Here is a 16,606-nt window from a genome sequence, read left to right on the forward strand (position 1 = left end):
TCAGGGCCTGGTTTCCGTGGCAGGGTGGAGCGGGCAAGCCACAGGGGGCCAACAGAAGAGGGGGAACCGTGATCGTCTGGATCAACGGTGCGTTCGGTGCGGGGAAGACAACCACCGCACGGGAACTGATCGAGCTGATCCCGAACAGCACGCTCTTCGACCCCGAGGTCATCGGCGGCGCACTCACGCACCTGCTGCCGCCCAAACGCCTCGCCGAGGTCGGCGACTTCCAGGACCTGCCGATCTGGCGACGCCTGGTGGTCGACACCGCGGCCGCCATGCTCGCCGAACTCGGCGGCGTCCTCGTGGTCCCGATGACCCTGCTCCGCCAGGAGTACCGCGACGAGATCTTCGGCGGCCTCGCCGCGCGCCGGATACCCGTACGCCATGTGCTCCTCGCCCCGGCGGAAACGATCCTGCGCGAGCGAATAGCCGGGCGCGCGGTGCCCCCGGACCTGCCCGACGGTGACCTGCGCGTGCGCCAGTGGTCCTACGACCACATCGAGCCCTACCGGGCCGCGCTCGCCTCCTGGCTCACCGCCGACGCCCACCCCGTGGACACCAGCGCGCTCACCCCGTACGACACCGCCCTGCGCATCGCCGACGCCGTACGCACCGGGGACGTACCCGTGTGCGACATCGTGCAGACGCCCGAACCCACCGCGGAGACCGTCGCCGCGGGGGTGCTCCTCTTCGACGAGCAGGACCGGGTGCTGCTCGTCGACCCGACGTACAAGGCCGGCTGGGAGTTCCCCGGCGGCGTCGTCGAACCCGGCGAGGCGCCCGCGCGCGCGGGCATGCGCGAGGTCACCGAGGAGACCGGCATCACCCTCGACGACGTGCCCGCCCTCCTCGTCGTCGACTGGGAATCGCCCGTGCCCCCCGGTTTCGGCGGTCTGCGGCTGCTCTTCGACGGCGGTCGGCTCGACACCGCGGCGGCCCAGCGGCTGCTGCTGCCCGGGCCCGAGCTGCGTGACTGGCGCTTCGTCACGGAGCGGGAGGCGGCCGATCTGCTGCCGCCGGTGCGCTATGAACGGCTGTGCTGGGCGCTGCGGGCGCGCGAGCGTGGGGCGGCGCTCTATCTGGAGGCCGGGATTCCGGTCGGCTGACGTCGCTACTTTGCCCGGCATGTGGAGTTCCGAGAGAGAAGCGAGGGGGATCCAAGGGGGAAGCGAGGGTGAATCGACGCCATCCCGATATGGCGCGGGAACTTACGAAGAAATTTGACAGTCCTACCGTGAATGTGCAGATCACCTCTGCGCGGCCCTGGGCCGCCCCAACAAGGCCGGATACACCGCCGGCTGAAGGAGGGACATGCGCGCGCACTCATCTGCCCTCACAAAGGGCTTCACGCTCGCCGCGGGGCTCACGCTGGTCCTGGCCGCCTGTAGCAGCGGCGGCGGGAACAGCACCCACAAGAGCAGCTCCGCGGGGTTGTCGTCGTGCAGCACACAGGGCAAGGCGAACACCTGCAACGCGGCCGCCACCAAGTCCGGAGGCACCTTCACGTACACGCTGGAGAAGAACATCCAGCAGTGGAACGTGCAGGACGTCAACGGCAACACCTTCGAGAACGGGGAGGCCCTGGAGGTCGTCCTGCCCCAGGTGTTCATACCCCGGCCCGACTTCTCCGTCGGCCTCAACACCGATCTGGTCACTTCGGCGACCCAGACCAGTACCAGTCCGCAGACCATCGTCTACAAGATCAACCCGAAGGCGTCGTGGAACGACGGCACGCCCATCACGGCCGACGACTTCATCTACTACTGGCGCACCAACAACGGCAAGGACTGCCCGCCGCCACCCGCCGGCGACGCCAGCCAGACCAAGGGCTGTCTGCCGCAGAGCACCGCCGGCTACGACCGCATCAAGTCCCTCACCCCTTCTGACGGCGGCAAGACCGTCACCATGGTGATGTCCAAGCCGTACTCGGACTGGAAGTCGCTGTTCGGCGGGGGCTACCCGATGTATCCGGCGCATGTCGTCGAGAAGCTGTCGGGCGCCACGGCCGGCGACGCCGCCCATATGACGGCCGCTCAGATGACCCAGGGCTGGCAGTACTTCCTCAAGACCCCGCCCTCCAAGTACGCGACGGCCGGCGCGTACAAGATGCAGGACTGGACGGACAACGACCACGCGACCTTCGTCCCCGACCCCAAGTGGACGGGCGCGAAGAAGGCGACCCTCCAGCGGCTGATCTTCAAGGTGATCTCGGACGCCACCCAGGAGCCGATCGCCCTGCGCAACAACGAGGTGCAGGGCATCTACCCGCAGCCCGAGGTGGACCTCGTCAACCAGGTCAAGGCCATCCCGAACGTCACCTACACCATCGGCAGCGGACTGACCTGGGAGCACTTCGACCTCAACCTGCACAACCCGGTGATCGGCAAGTACACCGCGCTGCGCCAGGCGATGTTCACGGCCATCAGCATCAAGGACATCATGGCCAAGACCGTGGCCCAGTTCGATCCCACGGTGAAGCAGCTCGGCAACCACAACTACGTACCCGGGCAGGCCGGTTACCAGGACGTGGTCAACGCGAGCGGTCAGGGGTCCGGTGATCTCGCCAAGGCCAAGCAGTACCTCACGGACGCCAAGTTCACCGGGGTCGGGAGCGCGTTGAAGGCACCGGACGGCAAGGCCGTCGGTCCCTTCAACTGCCGTTACACCACCGGTAACCAGATCCGGCAGAGCGAGTGCCAGATCCTGCAGAGCGCCCTCGGCAACCTCGGCATCAAGATCACCATCAAGCCGATCGGCGCCGCCGACCTCGGCACGGTACTGGCCGGCCACCAGTACGACATCATCGTCTTCGCCTGGGTCGCCTCGCCGTTCCCGAGCAGCGGCGCCCAGCAGAACTGGTCCACCGGCGGTGGTGGCAACTACGGCGGCTACAGCAACAAGAAGGCCGATTCCCTGATCGCGCAGGCCGTGGGCGAGACGGACGCGGCGAAGGCCGCGGCGCTCCTCAACCAGGCCGACTCGATCATGGTGAACGACGCCTATGTCCTTCCGCTGTACCAGAAGCCGACGTTCCTCGCCGTCCAGACGCGGTTCGTGAACATGCGGAACAACTCCACGAACGTGGGCCCGCCGTACAACACCGCGGAGTGGGGCCTCAAGAAGTAGGCCCGGCAACACTCCTCGCTGAGCCCGGCTCCGGCGACACCGGGGCCGGGCCCCGCCCACGGACGGCATCTCCAACCCGTCGGCCCCGAGAGAAGACCGCATGCTCGCCTACACCGTGCGCCGCATCCTCGTCTCGATCCCCGTCCTCATCGTCTCGACGTTCATCGTGTTCCTGGTCGTCATCAACTCGGGTGACCCGGTGGCCAACTTCGCCACCTCGCGGCAGCCGGCCCCCAGCAAGGCGGCCGTGACCGCGTTCGCCCGGCACATCCACGCCGACCAACCCGCGGTGGAGCGCTACTGGAACTGGATCACCGGAGTACTGCACGGCGACTTCGGTCCGTCCGTGCAGGCCAACCTCGACATCGGGCACGACCTGTTCACCCGCTTCAAGGTGACCGTGACGCTGGTCGCCGCCGCGATGATCATCGCGCTGATCCTGGCCGTGGTGTTCGGGGTGTTCAGCGCGCTCCGGCAGTACTCCTCCGCCGACTACACCATCACCTTCTTCGGCTTCCTGTTCCTCGCCATGCCGGTGTTCTGGTTCGCCGTTCTGCTCAAGCAGGCCGGGATCTGGTTCAACGAGAAGACCGGCAGCCAGTTCCTCGGCACGATCGGTGAGAAGTCGGCGTACCTCGAAGTCGACACCACCTGGAACGAGTTCACCGACCACATCGGCCATCTGATCCTGCCCACCATCACCCTCGCCCTGGTCTCCTTCGCGTCCTGGACCCGCTACACCCGCGCCTCCATGCTGGAAGTCCTCAACAGCGACTACGTACGGCTCGCCCGCGCCAAGGGGCTGCGCCGCGGCAAGGTCATGACGCGGCACGCGCTGCGCACCGCGCTCATCCCGCTCGCCACCGTCACCGCGCTCGACATCGCGATCATCCTGGGCGGCGCGGTGATCACGGAAACGATCTTCCAGTGGCACGGCATGGGCGAGATGCTGGTCCAGGCCGCGACGACCCTCGACGTCTACCGCACCATGGCCTGGCTGCTGCTCTCCGCCGTAGTCGTCATCGGGTTCAACCTCATCGCCGATCTCCTCTATGCCGTACTCGACCCGAGGATCCGCTATGACTGACATCGAGGCACCCGGATCCGCGGGCACCCAACAGCCGCGTGCCGAGCACGAGTTCACGGTACGGCAGCGCAGCCAGACCCAGCTGGTGCTGCGCCGCTTCGTGCGCCACCGGGCCGCCATGGCCAGCCTCGTGGTGTTCGTGCTGATTCTCCTGTGGGCGTTCATCGGCCCGCACCTGTGGCACTACTCGTACCAGAAGTACACGCCGGACAACTCCCAGGCGCCGTCCTGGAAGCACCCCTTCGGCACCAACTCCTCGGGATACGACGCCTATGCACAGGTCATGCGCGGCACCCAGACCTCACTCAAGATCGCCATCATGATCGCGCTCGGCTCCACCCTGGTCGGCGCGATCTGGGGAGCCATCGCCGGCTTCTACCGGGGTGTCGTCGACGCCGTCATGATGCGCGTCGCCGATCTCGTCCTGACGCTGCCCCTGTTCGCCATCGCCCTGGTCATCTCCTCCCGCACCGGCGGCTCCTGGTACTGGATCGCGCTGGTGATCGCCGGGCTGACCTGGGCGTACGTATCCCGGGTCGTGCGCTCCGCCGTGCTGTCGCTGCGCGAGAAGGAGTTCGTGGAGGCGGCGCGGGCGCTCGGCGCCTCGGACGCGCGGATCATCTTCCGCCATCTGCTGCCGAACGCGCTCGGCCCGATCATCGTCAACGCGACGATCCTGGTGGCCACGGGCATCCTCACCGAGACCGCCCTGTCCTTCCTCGGCTTCGGCGTCCAACCCCCCGACACCTCGCTGGGGCTGCTGGTCTCCCAGGCGCAGACGGCGGTGGACACCCGGCCCTGGCTCTTCTACATCCCCGGCGCGTTCATCATCGCCATCGCCCTGACCATCAACTTCATCGGCGACGGGCTGCGCGACGCCTTCGATCCCCGGCAGCAAAGGGTGCGACAGTGACGACCACGAGTCATGGAGTGCACGAGGTCCCGGTCACCGACACCGTGCTCGAAGTCGAGGACCTGAGCGTGGAGTTCTCCACGGAGGACGGGATCGTACGGGCCGTACGCGGCGTCGGCTACCAGCTGGACCGCGGGGACTCGCTCGGCATCGTGGGCGAGTCCGGGTCCGGCAAGTCCGTCACCGCCCTGGCCGTGATGGGGCTGCTGCCGGCCGGCGCCCGGGTGCGCGGCTCGGTACGGTTCGAGGGCACCGAGCTGCTGGGGCTGTCCGACGCGCGACTGTCGGACCTGCGCGGCAGCGGCATCGCGATGATCTTCCAGGATCCGATGACCTCGCTCAACCCGGTCTATCCCGTGGGCTATCAGATCACCGAGACCCTGCTGCGGCACAACCCGGAGCTCAAGGGCAGAGCCGCCCGCGCTCGGGCCGTCGACCTGCTCGGCATCGTCGGCATCCCCAGCCCCGAGCGCCGCGTCGACAGCTATCCGCACGAGCTGTCGGGCGGTATGCGCCAGCGTGTCGTCATCGCCATCGCCATGGCCAACGATCCGGACGTGATCATCGCCGACGAGCCGACCACCGCGCTCGACGTCACCGTGCAGGCGCAGATCCTCGACGCCCTGGAGACCGCCCGCGCCGAGACCGGCGCGGCCCTGGTCCTCATCACCCACGACCTGGGTGTGGTCGCCGGCCACACCGACCGGGTCGCCGTCATGTACGCGGGCCGGATCGTGGAGACCGGCTCCGTCGAGGACATCTTCTACACCCCGCGCATGCCCTACACCCTGGGCCTGCTCGGCTCCCTGCCCCGCCTCGACCGTGAGGAGGAACGTCTCACCCCGATCGGCGGATCACCGCCCTCGCTGCTGAACCTGCCGCCGGGCTGCCCCTTCGCGCCCCGCTGCCCCATGCGGCGGGACATGTGCGACACCGACGAGCCCGCCCTGCGCCGGGCGGGCCACGATCTGCACCTCAGCGCCTGCCACTTCGCCGACGAACTCGTCGACACCGGTGCCGACCAGGTCTTCGACGCGGTGGGCGCCGACTCCGAGGCCCTGGCCCGCTTCGCCGACGCGGCACCCGTCACCCACCCCGAGGAGGACTCCGTATGACCGCGCCCGCGCAGGCCACCGCACCCCTGCCTCCGCTGCCCGGCCACGGTGGCACCGGTGAGCCGGTCCTTCAAGTCCGCGATCTCGTCAAGCACTTCCCGGTCATGTCCCGGGGCGTCATCCGCCGGCGGGTCGGCGATGTGCACGCCGTCTGCGGGGTCTCCTTCGACCTGTTCGAGAACGAAACCCTGGGCCTGGTAGGGGAGTCGGGCTCGGGCAAGACGACGATCTCCCGCACCGTACTGGGCCTGGAGCGGGCCACCTCCGGCCAGGTCCGCTACCGGGGGCGCGAGCTCACCGAGCTGAGCAGACGCCGGATGCGGCCGCTCAGGCGTGAGCTGCAGATCGTCTTCCAGGACCCGTACGCCTCCCTCGACCCGCGGATCTCCGTGCACGAGATCGTCGCCGAACCGCTGCGCATCCACGGCCAGTACGGCCCCGGCGCCAAGGACGAGGTGCGCGAACTCCTCCGCCTGGTCGGACTCAACCCCGAGCACGGCAACCGCTTCGCCCACGAGTTCTCCGGCGGCCAGCGCCAACGCATCGGCATCGCGAGGGCGCTGGCCCTGCGTCCCAAGGTGATCATCCTCGACGAGCCGGTGTCGGCGCTGGACGTGTCGATCCAGGCGGGCGTCCTCAACCTGCTGATGGACCTGCAGAGCGAACTGGGACTGTCCTTCCTGTTCGTCGCGCACGACCTGTCGGTGATGCGACACGTGGCCGGCCGGGTGGCCGTCATGTACCTGGGCCGACTGGTCGAGATCGCCCCGGCCCGGCAACTCTTCGCCCGCCCGGCGCACCCGTACACCCAGGCCCTCGTCTCGGCCATCCCGCTGCCCGACCCGCGTAAGGAGCGCGCACGGAAACGGATCACCATCCAGGGCGACGTCCCGAGCCCCGTCCGCCCGCCCAGCGGCTGCCGCTTCCGCACCCGCTGCCCCAAGTTCGCGGGCCGGCTCAGCGAGAGCGAACGCACGTCCTGCGTCGAGGAGATACCGGCGTTGGTGGACCGGGGCGGCGGCAACCCGGTCGCCTGTCACTACGCGGAGAGCGTGGAGCTGTTGTAGGCGAGCCCGAGTGTCTCGGCGGACGGGTACGGAGTCAGCCGGCTCTCCTGCTCCAGGCGGCGGTTGAAGTCGCCCACCGTCGCGGCGAGTTGTGCGTACCGGGAGATGATCCCGGCGGCGGCCCGGGGGATGCCCTCGGGCCGCCTGCCGTCGGCGCACCCGCGGATGAAGTCCTGGCGCTCGTCCCTGCCGTAGCCGTACTGGTCGACGACGAGCCAGTGCACCAGGTAGGAGAGGGCGTAGGCGCGGTCGTAGTGACGGTGACGGTCGTAGAAGTCGCGTTCGGCCGGGGCGAGTTGGAAGCGCGGTGAGAGGGCGAGGCCGTAGTCGGCCAGGTAGAGCTGCTGTCCGTCGGTGAGGATGTTGCCGAAGTGGGCGTCGAAGTGCAGGAGGTGCCGCTCGTGGAGGAAGCCGGTGACGGCTTCGAGGCCCCGCTCCACGAGGGCGCAGGCGGTGTCGGGATCGTCGGTGCGCAGTTGGGCGGAGAACCAGTCGTGGAGGGTGTGCGGCAGGTGTTCCATGAACAACGTCAGGCTCGCGGACGCCGTGCGCAGTGCCTCGATGTGCTCACGCCCGCCGCCCCAGTAGGCCACGGCCCGCTCCACGTCGGCGAGTTCCTCGGGCAGTGACTGCCGCGCGTCGGGCAGCGCTCGCCAGTGGTGCAGCAGGGGGAAGCCCGGGAACCGGCCGGACAGTACCCAGTTGGTCGTCATCTCGTGTGTGGCCAGCTCGCGCCAGGCGCCGAAGCCGGGGCTGGGGATGGCGCCGATGCCGTAGTGGCAGAAGGCGGGCGTCCCGAACACGTTGGCTGTGGACCGGACGTTTTCCGGCCGGCGCTCGACATCGGTGAGCGGCATCCGCTTCACGAACACCCTTCTGCCGTCCACCTCGATCAGCGTCGAACGCCCGCCGATTCCGGTGCCGAGGGGGGTGCCGGCCTCGACCAGCTCGACGAGTTCGCGGTCGGACCGGAGGGCGAGAGACGTGGCGATGTCGCAGTGGGTGACGAGGCGCTCGGTGTGGGACATGGCTTCATCCTCGGCGCGGGGCGGCGTACCTGTCCGCCGGTCTCCGAAGTGCCGCTCCCACTCCTCCAACACCGGCTGCGGGCCCGGTACTTGGAGAGGGCCCGCGCCTACTGGCGAGGGCCCTCCGCTGTGGTCCGACCGATCGAGCAGACCGGTTCAGCCGACGGTGGTCGCGATCAGCTCGCCGCGTAGTTGCGCAGGAACAGCGCCTCCGCGACCGAGAGGCGCTCCAGCTCGTCCGGGGAGACGCTCTCGTTGACCGCGTGGATCTGTGCCTCCGGCTCGCTCAGGCCGATGAGGAGGATCTCCGTCTGCGGGTACAGCGAGGCGAGGGTGTTGCAGAGTGGAATGGAGCCGCCCATGCCCGCGGACTGCATCTCCTGGCCCGGGTAGGCGACCGCCATGGCCTCGGCCATCGACGCGTACGCCGGGCTGGAGGTGTCGGCGCGGAACGCCTGGCCCTGGCCGATCTGCTCGGTGCTCACCCGCGCGCCCCACGGCGTGTGCGCCTCCACATGGGCCTGCAGCAGCTTGGTCGCCTCGGCCGCGTCCATGCCCGGCGGCACCCGCAGGCTGATCAGCGCACGGGCGCCCGCCTGCACGGACGGGGTCGCGCCGACGACCGGCGGGCAGTCGATGCCGAGGACGGTGACGGCCGGACGCGCCCAGAGCCGGTCGGCGACCGTGCCGGAGCCGATGAGCTCCACCCCGTCGAGCACCTTGGCGTCCTGACGGAACGCCTCTTCCTCGTACTGAAGACCGTCCCACTGGGCGTCTGCGGTGAGCCCGTCGACCGTCGTCGAACCGTCCTCGGACCGCAACGAGTCCAGCACGCGGATCAGCGCGGCCAGCGCGTCGGGCGCCGCGCCGCCGAACTGGCCCGAGTGCAGGTTCCCTTCCAGGGTGTCCACCTGGACGCGTACGAGGGTCATACCGCGCAGGGTCGCCGTGACCGTCGGCAGACCCGCCCGGAAGTTACCGGCGTCGCCGATGACGATGGTGTCGGCGGTCAGCAGCTCCGGGTGCTCCTCGGCGTACCGCTCAAGGCCGCCCGTGCCCTGCTCCTCCGAACCCTCGACGATCACCTTGACGCTCACGGGAACGCCGCCGTTCGCCTTCAGCGCACGCAGCGCGAGGAGGTGCATGATGAAGCCGCCCTTGCAGTCGGCGCTGCCGCGGCCGTACCAGCGGCCGTCGCGCTCCGTCAGCTCGAAAGGCGGCGTCGCCCAGGCGGCTTCGTCCAGCGGCGGCTGCACGTCGTAGTGCGCGTACAGCAGGACGGTCTTCGCGTCCTCGGGCCCGGGCAGGTAGCCGTACACCGACTGCGTCCCGTCGGGGGTGTCGAGCAGTGCCACGTCCTGGAAGCCCTCGGCGCGCAGCGCGTCGGCGACCCAGTTCGCGGCGCCCTCGCTCTCGCTCTTCGGATACTGGTCGAAGTCCGCCACCGACTTGAAGGACACCAGCTCGGTGAGCTCCGCCTTGGCCCTGGGCATGAGCGAGGCGACGGTCTCGGCGACCGGATTCGACGACATGGGCACGCTCCTTGTGGGTGCGACGTTGTACTTCTGTGTACAGGTGATCGGGTGGTGCGTACGCGCGTACTGGTGTGCAGGGCGCATACGCTGCCGATCCTCCCACAGTGGCCTGCGGCGATGCCCGCCGTAGGATGCGGGAGACAAGTGCGGCAGACGGCTGGACTGGGAGCAGTAGACCATCGTGAGCAGCGAGAACTCTTCGGCGGACGACGGGCAGCGGGTGTGGGACGTCGTCGTGGTCGGCGCGGGGCCCGCCGGGGCGTCGGCCGCCTATGCGGCAGCGGTCGCGGGACGCAGTGTCCTGCTGCTGGAGAAGGCGGAGCTGCCGCGCTACAAGACGTGCGGCGGCGGCATCATCGGCCCCTCGCGCGATGCGCTGCCACCCGGCTTCGAGCTGCCGCTCCAGGACCGGGTGCACGCGGTCACGTTCTCGCTGGACGGCAAGTTCGCCCGCACCCGCCGCTCCAAGCAGATGCTGTTCGGGCTGATCAACCGGCCCGAGTTCGATCAGCAGCTCGTCGAGCACGCCCAGAAGGCGGGCGCGGAACTGCGGACGGGTGTGACGGTCTCGCGGGTCGAGCAGCACGGGTCCGCCGTGCCGGACCGGCGCACCGTCGCCGTGGTCCTCCAGGGCGGCGAGACCGTGCTGGCCCGGGCGGTCGTCGGCGCCGACGGCAGCGCGAGCCGGATAGGAGCGCACGTCGGGGTGAAGCTCGACCAGGTCGACCTCGGCCTGGAGGTGGAGATCCCGGTGCCGGAGACCGTCGCCGAGGACTGGCAGGGACGGGTACTGATCGACTGGGGTCCCATGCCCGGCAGTTACGGGTGGGTCTTCCCGAAGGGGGACACGCTCACCGTCGGCGTGATCTCCGCACGCGGCGAAGGCGCCGCCACCAAGCGGTACCTGGAGGACTTCGTCGCCCGTCTCGGGCTCGCCGGCTTCGAACCGGCCGTCTCCTCCGGCCACTTGACGCGCTGCCGCGCCGACGACTCGCCGCTGTCGCGCGGCCGGGTGCTGGTGTGCGGCGACGCGGCGGGGCTGCTCGAACCCTGGACCCGCGAGGGCATCTCCTTCGCGCTGCGCTCCGGGCGGCTCGCGGGGGAGTGGGCGGTGCGGATCGCCGAGGCGCACGACGCGGTGGACACCCGGCGACAGGCCCTGAACTACGCCTTCGCGATCAAGGCGGGCCTCGGCGTCGAGATGAGCGTCGGCAAGCGGCTGCTGATCGCCTTCGAGCGCCGGCCGCGCATGTTCCACGCGGCGATCACGAGCTTCCGGCCGGCCTGGAAGGCCTTCGCGGGGATCACCCGCGGTTCGACTTCGCTCGGCGAGCTGGTCCGCTCCCACCCTCTGGCCGGGCGCGTCCTGACCGCGATCGACCGGTGAGTGGCAGCGGAGCGCCGATCAGCTCTTGAGCGTGACCCGGAAGACCGGGTGGTCGGGAGCGATGCGCCGCAGCTCCTCGTCGGAGGAGTCGGGGCCGACGCCGCCGAAGAAGACGCCGACCTCGGCCTTCCACCGCTTGAGGTAGGCGCGCAGCAGCGGGACCTTGTCGTCGTCGGCGACCTCGGTCGCGGTGAACGTGTCCACGTGCTTGCCGAGCCGCAGCTCGCCGCCTTCCGCGGCCCGCATGTTGTGCGTCCACTGGACGTGGCCGCGGGGGGCGACCAGGTACTGCTCCCCGTCCACGGTGAGCAGATTGACGGGGGTCGTGCGCCACTCGCCGCTCTTGCGGCCGCGGACGGCCAGGACCCGGGAGCCCCAGATGCTGATGCCGCGGCGGGTCATCCAGGCGACGGCGCGGTTGAAGACGTTCACCGTGAACCAGCCGGGCTTCTGGACGTGTGTGGACATGATGACCCCCATCGATTGAGAGAGCGCTGCTTCCTTTTGTGAGCACTGCTCTCGCTTGAGAGCAGTCTGCACGAGATCGGTGATCCAAAGCAAGAGCACTGCTCTCGTTTGTGTGCACTGCTCTGAAAACGTGGGACACTGCCCCGCATGAGTACCGCACGAGGGGCACGGGCCCGAGCCAGGATCGAGGTCACCGCAGCTATCAAGGACGAGGCGCGCAGACAGCTCGCGGCGGAGGGCGCCGCCAAGCTCTCGCTGCGCGCCGTGGCCCGCGAGCTCGGCATGGTCTCCTCCGCGCTGTACCGCTACTTCCCCAGCCGCGACGACCTGTTGACCGCGCTCATCATCGACGCATACGACTCCCTTGGCGAGGCCGCGGAGTCGGCGCACGCGGAAGTCGCCGGCTCCGGTCCCCGGGAGCGCTGGATCGCCGTGTGCCTGGCGGCGCGCCGGTGGGCGCTGGAGCATCCGCACGAGTACGCGCTCATCTACGGTTCGCCCGTGCCCGGCTACACCGCGCCGGACACGACCGTCCCCGCCGCTTCCCGGGTGGGCCTGCTCCTGATCGGCATCGTCCGCGACGCCTACCAGGGCAAGGGCGTGGCCCGCACGCCACTGCCCGCCGACCTGAAGGCCGAGGCCCAGCGGATGGCCGCCGACCTCGCGCCCGACCTGCCGCCCGAGGTGGCCGTGGCGCTGGTGGCCGCGTGGGCGCAGCTGTACGGGCTGATCGGCTTCGAGTTGTTCGGCCAGTTCAATCGTGTCGTGGAGGACCGTGAGCCGTTCTTCCGGCACGCGGTGGATCAGCTCGCGCAGGGTGTGGGCCTGGTGTTCCCTCAACCGACCGGCACGCGCCCGGGGCAGAGCTTCCCGTGATGCCGTACTCCGGCGGGAGTACGGCTGATCACCTCGCCCGGCGGACGCCGGAGCCGTCCTGTCGCGTCTAGCGTGACCGTCATGGAAGAGCAGCGCACCCCCAGGTCCCCGGCGTGGGGCGGTCCACCCCCGTTGTGGCGGCACGGGCCGCCCGGGTGGAACCTCAGGGGCGACGAGGAGCGTGGCGCCCGCTGGCCGTGGCGTTCCACGCTGCTGATGACCGCCTTCGTGCTCATCGGTTCCCAAGTCGCGGGCCATGCCCAGCAGGGCGACCGTGCTTCGCTCGACAACTTCGCGCGGGCACTGCTGATCGTGGGATCCGGTCTGCTGCTCTGGCGACAGCGGCACCCCGTGCTCGTCGCGTTCGGCACGGCCGCGGCCGCCATGGTCTATCTGGGCGCCGGATATCCGTACGGGCCGGTCTTCTTCACCGTCGCCCTGGGCTGCTTCAGCGCGGTCGTCACCGGGCACCGCACGGCCGCCTGGGCGGCGGTCGGCATGTTCTGGGTCGGGCATGTGCTGGTGGCGCACTGGCTGTACCGATGGCTGCCTCCGGCGGGGGACCGGCCCGCCTCCTGGGGGCAGGACGGGATCATGGCCACCTGGATCGTGGCGATCGTGGCGCTGTCGGTACTGCTCCGCGTACGTCGAGAACAATGGGCCCGCGACCGCGCCGAGCGAGCGCAGGCCGCGCGGCGGCGCGCCGATGAGGAGCGGCTGCGGATCGCCCGCGAACTGCACGACGTGCTGGCGCACAGCATCTCGGTGATCAATGTGCAGGCGGGTGTCGGTCTCGCGCTCCTCGACTCCGACCCCGAGCAGGCGCGCACGGCGCTCACCACCATCAAGGCGGCCAGCAAGGAGGCGCTCGGCGAGGTCCGCCAGGTGCTCGACACACTGCGCGCGCCGGGGGAGGCGCCGCGTGCGCCGGCGCCCGGCCTCGACCGGCTCCCCGAACTGGTCGAACAGGCGGCGGGCGCCGGGTTGACGGTAGAGGTGGAGGGGGAGGGCGAGGTCCCGAAGCTTCCGCCGGGCACCGACCTGGCCGCCTTCCGTATCGTCCAGGAGGCGCTCACCAATGTCGTACGGCACTCGGGGTCGCGGCACGCACGCGTGCGGCTCGGTTCCGCGGAGGGCGCACTGCGGCTGCGGATCGACGACGACGGGCCCGCGACCGGCGCGGACGCGGGCGGCAGCGGCAACGGGCTCGCCGGAATGCGGGAGCGTGCCGCGTCCCTGGGTGGCACGATCGAGGCCGGCCCGCGCGACGACGGAGGCTTCCGTGTGCTGGCCGTACTGCCGCTGAAGGTCAAGGAGGACCGGTGATCCGCGTACTGCTCGCCGACGACCAGTCATTGGTCAGGGCAGGCTTCAAGGCGCTGCTCGACGCGCAGCCGGACATCGAGGTGGCCGGCGAGGCGGCCGACGGCGAGGCGGCGGTGCGCAAGGTGCGCGAACTGCGCCCCGACGTCGTCCTGATGGACATCCGGATGCCTCTGCTCGACGGCCTCGCCGCGACCCGTCGGGTCACCGACGACGCGGACCTGAAGGACGTCAAGGTGGTCATGCTCACCACCTTCGAGCTCGACGAGTACGTCTTCGAGGCGATCCGTTCCGGAGCCTCCGGCTTCCTGGTCAAGGACACCGAGCCTGAGGAACTCCTGCGCGCGGTACGGGCGGTGGTCGAGGGTGACGCCCTGCTCTCCCCGGGGGTGACGCGCCGGCTGATCTCCGAGTTCGCGGCTCGTTCCAAGGAACCCGCGACCGCCGACTCCCTCGCCGAACTCACCGAGCGGGAACGGGAGGTGATGGCCCTGGTCGGCATCGGCCTCTCGAACGACGAGATCGCCCGTCGTCTCGTCGTCAGCCCGCTCACGGCGAAGACCCACGTCAGCCGGACCATGGTCAAGCTGGGCGCCCGCGACCGGGCCCAACTGGTCGTGCTGGCCTACGAGTCGGGGTTGGTGCGGCCGGGCTGGCTGGGCTGAGCCCGCGCCGCCCTCGTGTCGGAAGCCCGACGGCGGGGCACGGGGCTGGTGCCGTGCAGCCCTCGTGGATCCCCCCAATTCTCCACCCGTCGGGCCAAACAGGCGTGCGCCAAGGTCCGTCCGGCGGGGCCGGCCCGTGTGAGGGCCGACGCCCCCCTGCCCTTCTCAGGGGCGGGCGCCCGGCTTGTTCACGACGCCCCAGGCGTTGCGGACGGTGATGAGCGCGGTGTCGGGGGCCTCGGACGGCATCGGTGACTGGCCCATGCCTTCGGGGAGTTCGACCGGCGCGGCGTGCGCGATCTCTCCTAGATAGGTGTACGTCTTCGGGTCGAAGAAGATCTCCTGCTTGCCCTGGTGACCCGAGGCGCTGGGCTTGGTGTAGGTCACGGTCACGCCGATGGCCGCGCGCCCGATGGGGTCCTTGATGCCCTTCTCCACCCGGGCGCCGGGGATCTTCGCGAGCGCCCGGAACAGGCCCGCCTGCGCGTTCGGCGGGATCAGGACGGAGCGGTAGAGGACATCGATCTCCCGCCAGTCGCGTTCCGCCGTGGTCTCGCCCTTGATGTCGCCGATGGCGTGCTCCTTGCGGATCGCCGACATCATGCGGTCGGGGTCGCTCGGGAGTGTGGCGAGGAAGCGGTAGAACTGGCGCTGGGAACGGTCGTCGTAGCCCTCCTTCTTCCACTTCTCCTCCTGGTTGGGTCCGTACCAGACTTGGAGTTTGTTCGGGTCGAAGTCCGAGATGTCGCCCGAGCCCGGGATGCCGGGCAGGTGTGCCTCGCCGGTGCCGTCCCAGCGGGTCCACTGCTCCGACGTCTGGGGTTCGCCCTGGCCGAGGGACGTGCCCTTCTCGTAGACCCACTGCTTCGGGCCGGGCTCGGTGACGCCGAGCTTCTCCACCGTGGCCGCGGCCAGTTCGAGGGTGTCGGCGGAGGCCTGCGCGGACAGCAGCTGACGGCCGGTGCCGGCCGGGGCGGTACCGGGGGTGTCGTCGGGCAGCGACGCCACGACTCCGCCGGTCACGGCGAGCGCCCCGGCCGCCGCGGCGCTCATCAGGACGATCCTGCGCCGGGGGAGCGAAGTGCGCACCGCGGCGGGCCGACGGCCGGCGGTCTCCCGCTGGAACGCCTGGGTGAGCTGGGCCCGTTGCGGCGCGAGCCGGTCGCTGTCGGGCAGTGGGGCATCCGCGCGCAGGGCACGCGCTTCGGACAGCTCGTTCATGCGAGGTCACCTTCGGGTACGTGCGGTTCGGTCGGTTGGCTGGTTGCGCTGGACTCGCTGAAGGGGCTGTGCGCACCTGTCGCGGTGCGCAGCTTCGTGCGGGCTCGGTTGAGCCGGGACCGGACGGTGCCCACGGGGATGTCCAGGGCCTCGGCGATCTCCTGGTAGGTGAAGTCGGCCCAGGCGAACAGCAGGAGCGCGTGCCGGTCTCCCTCGGAGAGCTTGGCCAGTGCCTTGGCCAGCGGCCGGGAGGCGGCTTGTGCGGTGACGCGGTCGTCCGCGGAGTCGGTCCAGGTCTCGGCCACCGGGTCGCGGCCGGTGCGGGCGAGGATCTTCAGGGCTTTGGCCTCCTCGCGGCGGTGCCGGCTGATCAGCTTGGCCGCGATGCCGTACAGCCAGGGCCGCACACCGGCACGTCCGCTGTCGTAGCGGGCCCGGATCCGGAAGGCCGTCAGGAAGGTCTCCGCGGTGACGTCGTCGGCCACGTCACGGCCGAGGCGGCGGGCGACGTACTGGTGGATGGTGGGCGCATGGCGGTCGAAGAGCACCGCGAAGCGCTCGGGGTCGTCGAGCGACGCCGCGATCAGCACGGCATCCGCCCGCGCGGTGTCGGCGCCGGACGTGCCGGCCCCTTGGGAGGGGCGGCACAGCGAATCAGTCATGGACGGTCCGTGTGGTCAGAGGAAAGGGACAGCGTTCACTCAGTACTTGCCAACTGACCAGGAATGGGTTCACGGGCCCGGGTCAGGCCGTCTGTCTGGTGGAACCTGCCTGCACGGTACGGCTCTTGGA

At 70.0% G+C, this 16,606-nt stretch carries 15 protein-coding genes; 10 read left to right on the plus strand and 5 right to left on the minus strand.

Going from position 1 to position 16,606, the window contains the following annotated elements; translation table 11 throughout:
• Positions 1 to 68 precede the first annotated feature (68 nt).
• The 6 genes from OIC96_RS42255 to OIC96_RS42280 all read left to right on the plus strand — a co-directional run bounded on the left by OIC96_RS42255 (position 69) and on the right by OIC96_RS42280 (position 7,311).
• Positions 69 to 1,109 carry an NUDIX hydrolase gene (locus tag OIC96_RS42255; protein WP_330302761.1) on the plus strand — a complete coding sequence of 347 codons (1,041 nt, stop codon included), beginning with the start codon at positions 69 to 71 and terminating at the stop codon, positions 1,107 to 1,109.
• Between the two features lie 205 nt (positions 1,110 to 1,314).
• Positions 1,315 to 3,129 (plus strand): ABC transporter family substrate-binding protein, encoded by a 1,815-nt coding sequence (locus OIC96_RS42260; RefSeq protein ID WP_330302760.1) that lies wholly within the window; start codon positions 1,315 to 1,317, stop codon positions 3,127 to 3,129.
• A gap of 100 nt (positions 3,130 to 3,229) precedes the next feature.
• On the plus strand, positions 3,230 to 4,216 hold the full coding sequence (locus tag OIC96_RS42265; RefSeq protein WP_330302759.1) for an ABC transporter permease: 987 nt from the start codon (positions 3,230 to 3,232) through the stop codon (positions 4,214 to 4,216).
• The gene (locus tag OIC96_RS42270; RefSeq protein ID WP_330302758.1) at positions 4,209 to 5,129 is read left to right on the plus strand and encodes an ABC transporter permease; all 921 of its coding nucleotides are present in this window, start codon (positions 4,209 to 4,211) and stop codon (positions 5,127 to 5,129) included. The genes OIC96_RS42265 and OIC96_RS42270 overlap by 8 nt, the downstream gene beginning before the upstream one ends.
• 17 nt (positions 5,130 to 5,146) lie before the next feature.
• Positions 5,147 to 6,244, plus strand: coding sequence for an ABC transporter ATP-binding protein (locus OIC96_RS42275; RefSeq protein WP_406502238.1), 1,098 nt, complete (start codon positions 5,147 to 5,149; stop codon positions 6,242 to 6,244).
• Complete coding sequence (locus OIC96_RS42280) at positions 6,241 to 7,311, plus strand: ABC transporter ATP-binding protein (RefSeq protein WP_330302756.1); 1,071 nt, start codon at positions 6,241 to 6,243, stop codon at positions 7,309 to 7,311. Before OIC96_RS42275 ends, OIC96_RS42280 begins: the two co-directional genes overlap by 4 nt.
• Here OIC96_RS42280 and OIC96_RS42285 read toward each other — a convergent pair.
• Both OIC96_RS42285 and OIC96_RS42290 read right to left on the minus strand, forming a co-directional pair.
• The gene (locus OIC96_RS42285; protein WP_330302755.1) at positions 7,284 to 8,339 is read right to left on the minus strand and encodes a protein kinase family protein; all 1,056 of its coding nucleotides are present in this window, start codon (positions 8,337 to 8,339) and stop codon (positions 7,284 to 7,286) included. The two genes, OIC96_RS42280 and OIC96_RS42285, sit on opposite strands and share 28 nt — an antisense overlap.
• Before the next feature lie 176 nt (positions 8,340 to 8,515).
• A complete protein-coding gene (locus OIC96_RS42290) occupies positions 8,516 to 9,871 on the minus strand; it encodes a dipeptidase (RefSeq protein ID WP_330302754.1) in 1,356 nt (451 codons plus the stop codon).
• 184 nt (positions 9,872 to 10,055) lie between these two features.
• Between OIC96_RS42290 and OIC96_RS42295 the strand changes: the two genes are divergently transcribed.
• Positions 10,056 to 11,261 carry a geranylgeranyl reductase family protein gene (locus tag OIC96_RS42295; RefSeq protein WP_330302753.1) on the plus strand — a complete coding sequence of 402 codons (1,206 nt, stop codon included), beginning with the start codon at positions 10,056 to 10,058 and terminating at the stop codon, positions 11,259 to 11,261.
• A gap of 18 nt (positions 11,262 to 11,279) precedes the next feature.
• On the opposite strand, the gene OIC96_RS42300 is transcribed toward OIC96_RS42295, so the two are convergent.
• Positions 11,280 to 11,729 (minus strand): nitroreductase family deazaflavin-dependent oxidoreductase, encoded by a 450-nt coding sequence (locus OIC96_RS42300; protein ID WP_330302752.1) that lies wholly within the window; start codon positions 11,727 to 11,729, stop codon positions 11,280 to 11,282.
• Positions 11,730 to 11,876: 147 nt separating this feature from the next.
• Here OIC96_RS42300 and OIC96_RS42305 point away from each other — a divergent pair, with 147 nt between their 5' ends.
• From OIC96_RS42305 to OIC96_RS42315, 3 genes are all read left to right on the plus strand, one after another.
• A complete protein-coding gene (locus tag OIC96_RS42305; protein ID WP_330302751.1) occupies positions 11,877 to 12,605 on the plus strand; it encodes a TetR/AcrR family transcriptional regulator in 729 nt (242 codons plus the stop codon).
• 81 nt (positions 12,606 to 12,686) lie between these two features.
• A complete protein-coding gene (locus OIC96_RS42310; protein WP_330302750.1) occupies positions 12,687 to 13,931 on the plus strand; it encodes a sensor histidine kinase in 1,245 nt (414 codons plus the stop codon).
• Positions 13,928 to 14,593, plus strand: a complete 666-nt coding sequence (locus tag OIC96_RS42315; protein WP_330302749.1) for a response regulator transcription factor — start codon at positions 13,928 to 13,930, stop codon at positions 14,591 to 14,593. The genes OIC96_RS42310 and OIC96_RS42315 overlap by 4 nt, the downstream gene beginning before the upstream one ends.
• Positions 14,594 to 14,758: 165 nt before the next feature.
• Here OIC96_RS42315 and OIC96_RS42320 read toward each other — a convergent pair whose 3' ends face one another.
• Positions 14,759 to 15,814 (minus strand): CU044_5270 family protein, encoded by a 1,056-nt coding sequence (locus tag OIC96_RS42320; RefSeq protein WP_330302748.1) that lies wholly within the window; start codon positions 15,812 to 15,814, stop codon positions 14,759 to 14,761.
• The gene (locus tag OIC96_RS42325) at positions 15,811 to 16,476 is read right to left on the minus strand and encodes an RNA polymerase sigma factor (protein ID WP_330302747.1); all 666 of its coding nucleotides are present in this window, start codon (positions 16,474 to 16,476) and stop codon (positions 15,811 to 15,813) included. The genes OIC96_RS42320 and OIC96_RS42325 overlap by 4 nt, the downstream gene beginning before the upstream one ends.
• Positions 16,477 to 16,606: the final 130 nt, after the last annotated feature.

Origin of the sequence: Streptomyces sp. NBC_00775 (assembly GCF_036347135.1) — a bacterium.
In the GTDB taxonomy this organism is placed as follows: domain Bacteria; phylum Actinomycetota; class Actinomycetes; order Streptomycetales; family Streptomycetaceae; genus Streptomyces; species Streptomyces lutosisoli.